Annotated in this window: 8 protein-coding genes and 1 tRNA gene; 3 read left to right on the top strand and 6 right to left on the bottom strand. The window is 62.0% G+C overall.

Annotated features, from left to right (window positions below; translation table 11 throughout):
- Positions 1-144 precede the first annotated feature (144 nt).
- Positions 145-630, top strand: coding sequence for a PaaI family thioesterase (locus tag ACWA1U_RS11705; protein WP_463722356.1), 486 nt, complete (start codon positions 145-147; stop codon positions 628-630).
- 32 nt (positions 631-662) lie between these two features.
- Positions 663-1283 (top strand): L-threonylcarbamoyladenylate synthase, encoded by a 621-nt coding sequence (locus tag ACWA1U_RS11700; protein WP_463722355.1) that lies wholly within the window; start codon positions 663-665, stop codon positions 1281-1283.
- Between the two features lie 14 nt (positions 1284-1297).
- Here the strand turns inward: ACWA1U_RS11700 and ACWA1U_RS11695 are convergent, their stop codons facing one another.
- Complete coding sequence (locus ACWA1U_RS11695; protein WP_463722354.1) at positions 1298-2434, bottom strand: acyltransferase family protein; 1137 nt, start codon at positions 2432-2434, stop codon at positions 1298-1300.
- A gap of 121 nt (positions 2435-2555) precedes the next feature.
- Positions 2556-2640: transfer RNA gene (locus tag ACWA1U_RS11690), tRNA-Leu, on the bottom strand.
- A 176-nt stretch (positions 2641-2816) separates the two neighbouring features.
- On the opposite strand from ACWA1U_RS11690, the gene ACWA1U_RS11685 reads away from it, so the two are divergent.
- Complete coding sequence (locus ACWA1U_RS11685) at positions 2817-3419, top strand: ANTAR domain-containing response regulator (RefSeq protein WP_463722353.1); 603 nt, start codon at positions 2817-2819, stop codon at positions 3417-3419.
- A gap of 76 nt (positions 3420-3495) precedes the next feature.
- Here the strand turns inward: ACWA1U_RS11685 and pyk are convergent, their stop codons facing one another.
- The 4 genes from pyk to lgt all read right to left on the bottom strand — a co-directional run bounded on the left by pyk (position 3496) and on the right by lgt (position 12513).
- A complete protein-coding gene (gene pyk, locus ACWA1U_RS11680) occupies positions 3496-4989 on the bottom strand; it encodes a pyruvate kinase (RefSeq protein WP_463722352.1) in 1494 nt (497 codons plus the stop codon).
- A gap of 77 nt (positions 4990-5066) precedes the next feature.
- Positions 5067-6524 (bottom strand): glutamate synthase subunit beta, encoded by a 1458-nt coding sequence (locus tag ACWA1U_RS11675; protein WP_463722351.1) that lies wholly within the window; start codon positions 6522-6524, stop codon positions 5067-5069.
- Positions 6517-11133: a glutamate synthase large subunit gene (gltB, locus tag ACWA1U_RS11670; RefSeq protein WP_463722350.1), complete on the bottom strand. Its 4617-nt coding sequence runs from the start codon at positions 11131-11133 to the stop codon at positions 6517-6519. The genes ACWA1U_RS11675 and gltB overlap by 8 nt, the downstream gene beginning before the upstream one ends.
- 273 nt (positions 11134-11406) lie before the next feature.
- Positions 11407-12513, bottom strand: a complete 1107-nt coding sequence (lgt, locus tag ACWA1U_RS11665; RefSeq protein WP_463722349.1) for a prolipoprotein diacylglyceryl transferase — start codon at positions 12511-12513, stop codon at positions 11407-11409.

Genomic DNA, 12513 nt, shown 5'->3' with positions numbered 1-12513 from the left:
AGGCGCGACCGACCCTTCGGTGCAAGGGGCGTGGCAGTTAAAGGTGCAGGTGCAGGGACTCTTCCAGCGCTGGGTTCGACGCTGGCGGGCGCGCCTGACTGGGCGGATTGGTTTGTTTGGCTCACAGGTGCCAGCCTAGTTCCCATGAACGACAATTTCACTCCGGACTCCGCAGCCGACGACGACGATCATCCCTTCCGCGCCGAGTTGCGGAATGCAGGGGTTCCGGACGAGATGCATGAGTGGCTGCGCGGCCACGGCATTGGCCGCCTCGCCGCCAAGATGGGCATCATCTTCAAGGAGATGGGCGCGGACCGGGCGGTCGCGACAATGCCGGTCGAAGGGAACCAGCAGGTCGCAGGCATCATTCACGGAGGAGCGCACCTGGTGCTCGCCGAAACGCTTGGTTCCTTCGCTGCCGGACTCCATGCGGGTGCCGACCGGCAGGCCGTCGGCATCGAGATCAACGCGACCCACCACCGCTCGGCCTCCTCTGGACTCGTGACGGGGACTGCCGTTGCCATCCACCTCGGCCGCACGCTGACCACCCATGAGGTTGTCATGACCGACGACGATGGACGGCGGCTCTCAACCGCCCGAATCACCAACCTCATCCGGGACAACAGGTAACCGTTTCCATGACTCGGCCGTAAGCTTCTGCAATGGCGAGATTTTTCGACGTTCACCCGCAGGACCCCCAGCCACGCGCCATCGGACAGGTTGCGGACATGGTGAGGGCCGGCGGGCTTATTGCCTATCCCACAGACTCCTGTTACGCGCTCGGCGCCCAGCTGGGGAACAAAGCGGCACTCGACCGGATCCGTTCGATCCGACGTCTGGACAGCAAGCACCACTTCACGCTCGTATGCAAGGACTTCGCGCAGCTTGGGCAGTTTGTGCTCATCGACAACGATGTGTTCCGTGCCATCAAGTCCGTGACACCGGGCAGTTACACGTTCATCCTGAAGGCAACCGATGAGGTCCCGCGCCGGCTGCTCCATCCGAAGAAGAAGACGGTAGGCGTCCGCATTCCTGACCACAGGGTAGTCCGCGCGATACTGGACGAGCTCGGCGAGCCGCTCCTGTCCAGCACGCTGCTTCTGCCCGACGAAGAAATTCCGCCCACCCAGGGCTGGGAGATCAAGGAACTGCTGGACCACCAGGTGGACGGCGTTGTGGACTCTGGAGAGTGCGGCTCGGAACCGACCACGGTGATTGACTTTTCCGGCGGTGGCGCAGAGATTGTGCGGCGGGGAATGGGAGACACGTCCCGGTTCGAATAGGGCTGTTTCAGACGTTAGCGAGCGCTAGTGGGAAGCGTCCGCTTCATCCACCGTCCTACCTTATGGTGGTGCCTCTCCACCAGGAAGTAGAACGCGATCGCGGCAAAGTTGGATGCCGCGAATCCGATGAGAATCAGTTGCCAGCCGGAAAGTGCCTCGTGCAGCCACACCCAGAGGTAGGTCACGAGCGAAAAGTGAATCAGGTACAGGGAGTAACTGAAATCGGAGACGAAGTGAACGAGCCTGGTCGGCGCTCCTAGCTGAAAAAACCTTTCACCCCGGCCTCTCAGCAGGAAGTAGAGCGAGCAGAACCCGACCGCAGCAGGAACAACGGTGGCCGCGGCTTCAAGGTTGAAGCCTGTATTGTCGCAGGCCTTCACGAAGACGATCAGCGACAGCACCGCCACCCACGCATGGACCCGCCGGGGTATCGCAGCCAACTGTTCGGAGGCGAAGGCGTAACCCATGCCAATGAGCCACGCGATGGGGAGTGACACGTCCTCCGCCATATAGGAGATCGGGACGGCGGCGGCGAACAGCAGCGCTAGAAGCCCGAATAGGCCGAGACGCTTACGGCGGGCGATGACGAGAGCGACGATGCCGAAGGCAACATAGATCCACCACTCGATTACCACCGTCCATAACGGCGCACCCGTACCGACTGTTCGGACCGCCAGTTCACTGATGCCGGTTTCCCGCGCCAGGAACGGCCCGGCTGGATGGTTGAAGGTCATGAGGAACGATTGCACGATCGTGGACGGCGACAGATCTATCCGCCTGAACGGAACAGCATTGGTTCCACCGAATACGAGCCAGTCCACTGTGATGATCAGAACCAACGCCACAAACATGGGGAAAAGGACCCTTGCAGTGCGGTCGATCATGTACCGGCCGAGGGTATAGCTGGGGTCGGAGCCCTTCCGCATCACAGCACTGGCGATGAGGTATCCGGAGAGAACGAAGAAGATCACCACAGCAAATGACTGAATGTAAAAGGGCTTATTGGTCTCGGGCATGAATATCTGCGGGTAGCAGATATTGAGGAGGTGCCCAAGGACAACAAGTTGGGCAGCCAAACCACGGGTCAGGTCGAAATAGAAGATGCGCTTGGTGCCCACAGGGGCTCGCAGCGATGTGGGCGCGGCGACCATGAGTCCTCGATCCAGTTGAAGGCACTTTGCAAGCCAAAGCTTATTGGCGGGAGGGCTGAGATTGCGCAATTCGCGGGTGTCGCGAAGTCCCAGGATTGTGTTCAGCTGCTTTTAGATGCTCTGGTGCCCGAAGTGGGACTCGAACCCACACACCTCTCGATACTGCATTTTGAGTGCAGCGCGTCTGCCAATTCCGCCATTCGGGCCAGGTGGCGCACGTTCTCGGGGACAGACGTGAGATCCGTGACTCTTAGCCGCCCGCGGTGCGCGAATCTACTCTACATGCCGATAGGCTGTTGGGGTGAACTCAGGCGTGGCACGCGGTCTCCGCAACCCAGCCCTCACACAAGAAAACTTTTGAACGCCTATCAAGGAGCCACCAGTGTCTGATAACCGCGACTCAGCTGATTCGAGCCCGGCCCGACGCGTCATCGTCGCCGAGGATGAGACCCTCATCCGCCTCGACATCGTGGAGATTCTGCGGGGCGAAGGCTATGACGTGGTCGCCGAAGCAGATAACGGCGAGAAGGCTGTGCAGCTCGCGCAGGAGCACAAACCGGATCTCGTTCTCATGGACGTGAAAATGCCGATCATGGACGGCATCACCGCTGCGGAGCAGATCGTCAAGGCGCGCATAGCTCCCGTAGTTCTGCTGACTGCCTTCAGCCAGAAGGAACTCGTCGAGCGGGCCAGGGACGCCGGCGCAATGGCCTACGTGGTCAAGCCCTTCACCCCGGCGGACCTGGTACCGGCGATCGAGATCGCGCTGTCCCGCCATGAGGAGATCAAAGCCCTCGAGAACGAGGTAAGCGACCTGCAGGAACAGTTCGCCACCCGGAAACTCGTGGAGCGGGCAAAGAGCCTGCTCACCACGAAAATGGGTCTCACGGAACCTGAAGCCTTCCGCTGGATCCAGAAGACCTCAATGGACCGCCGGCTGAGCATGCGCGAAGTCGCAGAGACCATCATCAACCAGGTGAACTAGCAACCCAGACAGATTTCAAGATCCTAACGCAGAAGAGACCCCGCCTCGGCGGGGTCTCTTCTGCGTAGGCCTCTACTTACTGGAGGCTCTTCTTCACCGGCCAGGGACCAACCTTCTCCTTGCTCGGGGTGTAACCCTCCGGCAGTTGTCCAGCGTCAGCGATGTCTCCGACCTTGTGCACCTTGATGGAGTTGGTGGAGCCGGCCTGCCCGGGAGGTGACCCTGCGGCGATGACAACCAGGTCATTGGGCTCCACGAGCTTTTGCTCGAACAGCACCCGGTCAACCTGGGCGGTCATCTGGTCCGTGTGCTCCGCGAACTCCACGAGCATCGGCTGGACTCCCCAAATGAGGGCCATCGCATTCAGTGTTGACTGCACAGGCGTGAATGCGAACACCGGCTTGGTGGGGCGCAGTCGGGAGAGCCTTCGTGCCGAGTCACCTGACTGGGTGAAAGTACAGATGTACTTTGCATCCAGCTGGTCAGCGATCTCCACAGCGGCACGGGTGATGGCACCGCCACGGGTCTTGGGCTTGCTGCCCAACGGAGGAACGCGGTCCAGGCCGTGCTTCTCAGTCGATTCGATGATCTCCGCCATAGTGCGGACCGTCTCGATGGGGTATTTCCCTACGCTGGTTTCACCCGAGAGCATGACGGCGTCCGCACCATCGAGCACTGCGTTGGCGCAGTCGGAAGCTTCTGCCCGGGTGGGCCGGGGGTTGTCAATCATCGATTCCAGAACCTGGGTCGCCACGATGACGGGCTTGGCCCAGCGGCGTGCCAGTTCGATGGCCCGCTTCTGTACGATTGGTACATCCTGGAGAGGAAGTTCCACACCCAGGTCGCCACGCGCCACCATGATGGCATCAAAGGCGTCGATAATTTCTTCAATCGCGTCCACGGCCTGCGGCTTTTCGATCTTGGCGATGACCGGCACCCGCCGGCCTTCCTCGTCCATGATCTCGTGCACCCGATCGACGTCGGCGGCGTTCCGGACGAAGGAAAGCGCCACCATGTCCACTCCGCGCCTGATGGCCCAGCGGAGATCTTCTTCATCCTTGTCGCTGAGGGCTGGCACGTCCACAGCAACACCTGGCAGGTTGATTCCCTTGTTGTTCGAAACGGCTCCACCGACGGTCACCTCTGCCCTGACAGTCAGGTCGGTGACCTCGACAGCGCGCATCGAAACCTTGCCGTCGTCGATGAGGAGCGTGTCCCCGACGTTGACGTCCTTCGGCAGGCCCTTGTGGGTGGTCGAGCAGATCTCAGCAGTTCCCTCAACGTCCTCTACCGTGATGGTGAAGATATCGCCGGGAAGAAGCATGTGCGGACCATCGGCAAAGCGCCCGAGGCGGATCTTCGGCCCCTGAAGGTCGGCGAAGATTCCCACCGGAGTGCCGAGCTCCTCGGCTGCCTTCCTGACAAATTCATACGTCTGGTTATGCACGGAGTGGTCCCCGTGACTCATGTTCATCCGGGCTACGTCCACACCTGCCTTCAGGACAGCGAGAGTGTTTTCATAGCTTGCGATCGCCGGACCGAATGTGGCAACTATCTTTGCGCGTCTCATAAACCTTGCCTGTCGTCTCGTTCTTCGTGGATTGCACTGCGCCCCCGCGCCGGAGAAATTCATCCGGCGCCCTTGGTTTACAGGACGTTCATGGCGCGGTCTTCCGGCGCCACTGGTGCAGGTAGCTTGGTGCTTCCCATCAGCCATTGGTCCACCGCTGCGGCGCATGCGCGCCCCTCAGCAATGGCCCACACAATAAGCGACTGTCCGCGTCCGGCGTCCCCTGCGACGAAGATGCCGGGAGTGTTGGTCATGTAGTAGCCATCGCGCCCAACGTTACCGCGTTCATCAAACTCTGCCTCGAGCTGCTCGTTGATTCCGGCAGGCTCCGGGCCGGTGAAGCCCAGGGACAGAAATACCAGGTCCGCGGGAATCTTGCGCTCGGTACCTGCCTTCGGCAGGCGCCGGCCGTTTACGAACTCGGTCTCCGCCACCACCACGCCGGACAGCTTGCCGTTCTCGCCGACGAACTCGACCGTCGACGCGAGGTAGGTCCGCTCGCCGCCTTCCTCATGCGCACTTGCTACTTCGAACAGCGTCGGGAAAGTTGGCCAGGGCTGGTGCGGAGCACGTTCCGCCGATGGCTGCTGGCCGATCGCCAGCGTTGTCACTGACGCTGCCTTGTGCCGGTGGGCAGTCCCGAGGCAGTCCGCCCCTGTGTCGCCGCCACCAAGGATCACAACATGCTTTCCCTCGGCGTGGATCTGGTCATCGACCTCGTCTCCCGCAACCACCCGGTTTGCCTGGACGAGGTAATCCATGGCGAAGTGAACGCCGTCGAACTCTCGCCCCGGAATGGAAAGGTCACGCGGAACCGTGGCACCCGTGGCGACGACGACGGCGTCATACCGGCGCCGTAACTGATCCCAGCTGATGTCCCGCCCGACGTCGACCCCGGCGCGGAAGCGGGTGCCCTCGGCCTTCATCTGGTCGAGGCGGCGGTCGAGCTGGATTTTCTCCATCTTGAAATCGGGAATGCCGTACCGCAGCAGGCCGCCGATCCGGTCATCCCGCTCATACACGGCAACTGTGTGGCCGGCGCGTGTCAACTGTTGTGCCGCAGCCAGGCCCGCGGGGCCGGAACCAACGACGGCGATCGTCTTGCCGGTCAGCCTCTCGGGCGGGTGTGGGTGGACCCAGTCATTATCGAACGCTTCGTCGATGATGGAAACTTCGACCTGCTTGATGGTCACCGGCGGCTGGTTGATACCGAGAACGCATGATGCCTCGCAAGGCGCCGGACACAACCGCCCCGTGAACTCAGGGAAGTTGTTGGTCGCATGAAGTCGGTCAATTGCCTCGCGGCCCTTGTCCCGCCACATCAAGTCATTCCACTCAGGAATGAGGTTCCCAAGCGGGCAGCCCTGATGGCAGAAAGGTATACCGCAGTCCATGCAGCGTCCGGCCTGGCTCTTCAGGACGCCCTTCTCCTGCGCCTCATACACTTCTTTCCAGTCCATGATCCGGACCGGAATGGGGCGTCGCGGCTGCGTCTGGCGCTCGCGTACTTTCATGAATCCACGTGGGTCAGCCACCGGTAACCTCCAAAATCCTGTTCCAGACTTCTTCGCCGTCGGGATCGAGTCCCTCTTCAATTGCGGCAGCCCGAGCGTCCAGTACCCGTGCGTAGTCCCGTGGCAGGACCTTGGTCAGGCGCGGGACAGTGGCTTCGAAATCCTCAAGCAGCTGCGCAGCCAGCGGCGACTCAGTCTCCTCAAGATGTTTGATCATCAGCTGGCGCACGATGTCGATGTCCTCGGCGTCGAGCTCCTCAAGCTTCAGCTCTCCGCTACTCAAAGCCTGCACGTTGACCCTGTGCTCCTCGAGGTCCAGTACGTAGGCGGTTCCGCCCGACATACCTGCGCCGAAGTTCCTGCCCGTCCGTCCGAGGATCAGCGTCTGGCCGCCGGTCATGTACTCGCAGCCATGGTCACCAATACCCTCGACGACGGCGGTGGCGCCGGAGTTGCGTACGAGGAACCGCTCCCCCACCTGTCCGCGCAGGAATATCTCGCCACTGGTCGCTCCGTAACCAATGACATTTCCTGCTATGACGTTGCGGTCCGCTGCGAAGACATTCGCCCGGTCCGGACGGACGATGATTCGCCCGCCGGACAAGCCCTTGCCCACGTAGTCGTTCGAGTCGCCGAACAGGCGGAGCGTGATTCCCGCAGGCAGGAACGCGCCGAGCGACTGCCCCGCCTGCCCGGTCAGCGTCACGTCGATAGTGTCCGTTGCCAGGGTCTCAATGCCGAAGCGGCGGGTCACTTCATGACCCAGCATGGTCCCCACGGAGCGGTCAGTGTTGACGACGTCCACCGTGATCCGCACCGGGGCGCGGTGGTTCAGCGCGTCACTGCTCATATCGATCAACTTGTTATCGAAGTGCTGATCAAGTTCGTGATTCTGCTTCAGCATGTTCCGCAGCGGCGCATCGTCACCGAACTCGTTGCCGCGCAGGATGGGCTCCAGGTCAAGACCGTCAGCCTTCCAATGGTCAACCGCCTTCTGTACGTCCAGCACCTCGCTGTGGCCGATGGCCTCGTTGAGCGTGCGGAAGCCGAGTTCGGCGAGGAGTTCACGGACTTCCTCAGCGATGAACTCGAAGAAATTGATCACAAACTCGGGCTTGCCCGTGAACCTGCTGCGCAGTTCTGGGTTTTGCGTCGCTACACCGACCGGGCAGGTGTCGAGGTGGCATACGCGCATCATGATGCAACCCGCCACGACCAAAGGGGCCGTTGCGAAGCCGAACTCCTCGCCTCCAAGCAGGGCGGCGATCAGGACATCGCGGCCGGTCTTCAACTGGCCGTCCACCTGAACCACCACACGGTCGCGCAAGCCGTTCAGCATCAGGGTCTGCTGGGTTTCAGCGACGCCGAGCTCCCACGGGACGCCGGCATGCTTGAGCGAGTTGAGCGGGCTGGCACCCGTTCCGCCGTCGTGCCCTGAAATGAGTACGACGTCGGCCTTCGCCTTGGTCACGCCCGCCGCCACGGTGCCGATTCCGACCTCGGAAACCAGCTTCACGTGGATTCGGGCGGAAGTGTTGGCACGCTTCAGGTCGTAGATCAACTGCGCGAGGTCTTCGATGGAGTAGATGTCGTGGTGCGGTGGAGGCGAAATCAACGCCACGCCCGGTGTTGAGTGCCTGGTTCGGGCAACCCACGGGTAGACCTTCTGGCTCATCAACTGACCGCCCTCGCCGGGCTTGGCGCCCTGGGCCATTTTGATCTGGATGTCATCGGCGTTGGTGAGGTACAGGCTGGTCACACCGAACCGGCCCGAGGCAACCTGCTTAATCGCTGAACGCCGTTCAGGGTCCAACAACCGGTCAACGTCTTCGCCGCCTTCACCGGTGTTGGACTTCGCACCCAACCGGTTCATTGCAATCGCGAGGGTCTCATGGGCTTCCTGGGAGATCGACCCGTAGCTCATCGCGCCCGTGGAGAACCGCTTGACGATGCTCGAGACGGACTCGACGTCCTCAATGGGGATCGCTGGACGCAACCCCTTCTTGAACCCGAGCAGGCCGCGAAGCGTCATGAGCTCCTTGGACTGGTCATCCACCCCGCGGGTGTACGCCTTGAAGATGTCGTAGCGCCGTTCGCGGGTTGCGTGCTGCAGCCGGAAGACCGTCTCGGGGTTGAAGAGGTGCGGTGGACCTTCACGGCGCCACTGGTACTCGCCGCCGTTGTCGAGCGTGCGGTACGGGTCCTCGATGCCATCCTGCGGGTACGCACTCGCATGCCGTGCTGCGGCTTCGGCCGCAATTACGTCGAGCCCCACGCCGCCCAGTTGCGTCTGGGTGCCGTGGAAGTATTCATCGACCAGTTCCTGCGAGAGGCCAAGGGCTTCGAAGGTCTGGGCGCCGCAGTAGGAACTTACCGTCGAGATGCCCATCTTGGACATGATCTTGAGGACACCCTTGCCGAGACCCTTAATGAGGTTCGAGACGGCCTGCTCGGTGGTCACGCCCGTGATGTCGCCGTTCCGAACCAGTTCCTCGCAACTTTCCATGGCGAGGTAGGGGTTGATGGCGGACGCTCCGTAGCCGATCAGCACTGCTACGTGATGCACTTCGCGCACGTCACCGGCCTCGACCACAAGCGAGGTCTTGGTGCGGTTAGCGCTCTTGAGCAGGTGGTGGTGCACGGCTGAGGTGAGCAGCAGCGACGGTATGGGCGCCCACTGTGCATTGGAATCGCGGTCCGAGAGCACAACGTACTGGATGCCGCGGTTGAGCGCGCTCGAAACCTGCTCACAGATCTCGGCGAGCCGGGTGCGCAGGGAGGCTTCTCCGCCGTCGACCCGGTAGATCCCGCGGATTCTCACGGTGAGGCGGTCGCCGTCGTCGGTTTCCAGGTTGGCGACCTTCGCCAACTCGTCATTGTTGATGACAGGGAAGGCGAGGGCGATCTGCTTCGAGCGCACCTGGCTCGAGGACAGCAGGTTGCCGTCCGGACCGATCGTCACGCCCATGGAAGTGACGAGTTCCTCACGGATCGCGTCGAGGGGCGGGTTGGTCACCTGGGCGAAGGATTGCACGAAGTAGTCGAACAACAGGCGCGGGCGCTTTGACAGCACAGCGACCGGTGTGTCGGAGCCCATGGCGCCCAGTGGTTCAGCGCCCGCCTTGGCCATTGGCCCGAGCAGAATACGCAGTTCCTCCTGCGTGTAGCCGAAGGTGCGCTGGCGGCGGTTGATCGAGGCCTTCGTGTGGACAACGTGCTCGCGCTCGGGCAGGTCCTTGAGATGAATCAGGTTTTCCTTGACCCAGTCGCCCCACGGGTTAGCCGCGGCAATCTCGGCCTTGACCTCCTGGTCCTCGATGATCCGGCCATCCTCCGTATCGACCAGGAACATCTTGCCCGGTGAAACCCGGCCCTTTCGAACCACCTTGGAAGGCTCGACGTCGATGACCCCAACCTCGGAAGCGAGCACGACAAGCCCGTCCTCCATGACCCAGTAACGGGCGGGGCGCAGGCCGTTGCGGTCAAGGACTGCGCCAACGAGGCGGCCGTCGGTGAACGAGACTGCGGCGGGCCCGTCCCACGGCTCCATGAGCATCGAGTGGTACTGGTAGAACGCCCGGCGCGCAGGATCCATGGAGACATGGTTCTCCCAGGCTTCCGGGATCATCATCATGACGGCGTGCGTAATGGGACGACCCGAGAGCATGAGCAACTCGGCGACCTCGTCGAAGGACGCAGAGTCTGAAGCTCCCGGCGTGCAGATCGGGAACAGTTCCTCCGGCGATTCACCCAGCAATGGATGCGAGATCTGCGACTGCCGTGCCCTCATCCAGTTCCGATTCCCCTTTACGGTGTTGATTTCACCGTTGTGCGCAATAGCCCGGAACGGCTGGGCAAGCGGCCAGGAGGGGAAGGTATTTGTGGAGAAGCGCGAGTGAACAATGCCGAGCTTCGTCTTGAAGCGGGGATCGGACAGGTCAGGGTAGAACGGCTCCAACTGCGCAGTAGTCAGCATGCCCTTGTAAACCATCGTCCGTGAGGATAGCGACGGAAAGTAGACGCCGTACTTGTTCTGCGCCCGCTTGCGGAAGCGGAAGGCACGGGCGTCGAGGTCGCGGGCGTCGTCGTTCGCCGGAGCGAGGAACAGTTGCACGAAGTGAGGCATGCACGCGCGGGCCATGGCACCGATCAGGTCAGCCGTGACCGGCACTTCCCGCCAGCCGAGGACGCGCAGTCCCTCGGATTCAGCAAGTCCTTCCAGCCCCGCGCGGGCAGTGGCTTCCTCCCCCGCCTCAGCGGGCAGGAAGGCAGTGCCGACTGCGTAGGTTCCCTGCGCCGGCAAATCGAAATCAACCACGGCCCGGAAGAACTCGTCAGGAACCTGCGTGAGCAGGCCTGCGCCGTCCCCCGTTCCTTCATCAGCACCCACAGCTCCACGGTGTTCGAGATTGCGCAGCGCGGTGAGCGCTGCATCGACGATGTCGTGCCCGGGCTCACCGCGGAGGGTTGCGATTACGGCAAGGCCGCAGGCGTCCTTCTCGTTTTCGGGGTTGTAGAGTCCGCGCGCCTCGGGAAGATCGGCGAAACGGGTGAAAGGTGAAGCAACCGCTGGAGCGCCCTGGGACGCGGCTGGGCCGTTGGGAGCGGTGATGCCATTGAGTGCAGTCATAGAAAGAGTCCTTCCCCCATGATGGAGCGTCGGGAGGGGACAGCTTCGGCCCCGGGCGCAACCCCTTTCTAACAGGAGGGCGCCGATGTACTAGTGCACATTGTATGACCGGCCTGACGCGTACCAGCATGGACTGCGGGCAACGATTTCATGACAGGGCGATCGGTTCTTGCCATTGCAGGTACATCGTCTGGCAGATGAGCCAGACCTCTGTACCGAGCAGCCACGACGCTGTGACAACGTCTTGTCGGCGGGCGGTGGCCCTATAAGACGCTACTTTCGGGTGTCGGATTCCCGAGTTTCCTCTGCACCCGGCTCCGATGAAGCGGAGCGGGATGAGGCATTTTTTGTTTCTGAGAGGTTACCACGATCGGAATCATCGGACCCTGATATGACCGCCGGATGAACGTCTGATCTCGATCCGTTATCTTTCGCATCTCCTTGTGCGCTGTCTTCGGCGGCTGTTCCGGCCCCGTGTTCCCCGTCAGCCGGTGTGCCGTCCGAGGTTCCCTTGGTGCTGGGCTCCCTGCCGTCGAGGTAGACCGACGACTGGTCTGTTCCGCGCTGCTTGACCGTGAGGTAGATGAAGATGGCCAGGGCCGCAATCAGGACGAGGATGCTTGTCCAGACGTTGAGGCGCTGGGTAATTCCGAAGATGGTGATCATCTCGGCATCATCTATGCGAAGCGCCTCGATCCACACCCGGCCCAACGTGTAATACGCCGCGTAAAGCCAGAACATGCGTCCGCCCCGCAGTCCATACTTGCGGTCCAGGAGGAGCAGCAGCACAACTCCAACAAGGTTCCATAGCGACTCGTACGCGAACGTGGGGTGGAATAGCGTTCCCGGGTCCTGGTCCGGCGGGAAGTTCGGGTGGTCCGCATCGATCTCGAGGCCCCACGGGAGGTCTGTGGGTGCACCGAAGAGTTCCTGGTTGAACCAGTTACCCAGCCTGCCGATTGCCTGTGCCAGCAACACACCCGGCGCCGCAGCGTCCGCGAAAGCAGACAGCCGCACCCCCGCGCGTCGACAGCCAATCCAGGCGCCCACAGCTCCGAGAGCTATGGCACCCCAGATCCCCAGGCCCCCTTCCCAGATACGAATGATCCGCGAAGGGTCGCCGTCAGGTCCGAAGTACGCGTCCGGTGACGAAAAGACATGGTAGAGGCGTCCGCCGATCAGGCCGAAAGGCACGGCCCAGATGGCGATGTCCCAGACCACATCTGAATTGCCTCCGAACCGCTTCCACCGCGCCGAGGTAAGCAGCAGGGCAACGATGATGCCCACCAGGATGCAGAGCGCGTAGACATGAAGCGTGAAAGGACCAATAGGGAAGCTCGCCCATTCAGCGGGCGGGCTTGGGATGCTGGCGGGAATCAT

The sequence above is a fragment of the Arthrobacter sp. TRD_SC_6 genome, from assembly GCF_055361185.1.
Note: the sequence above shows the minus strand (reverse complement) of the source record. Positions and strands in the feature narration are given on the sequence as shown.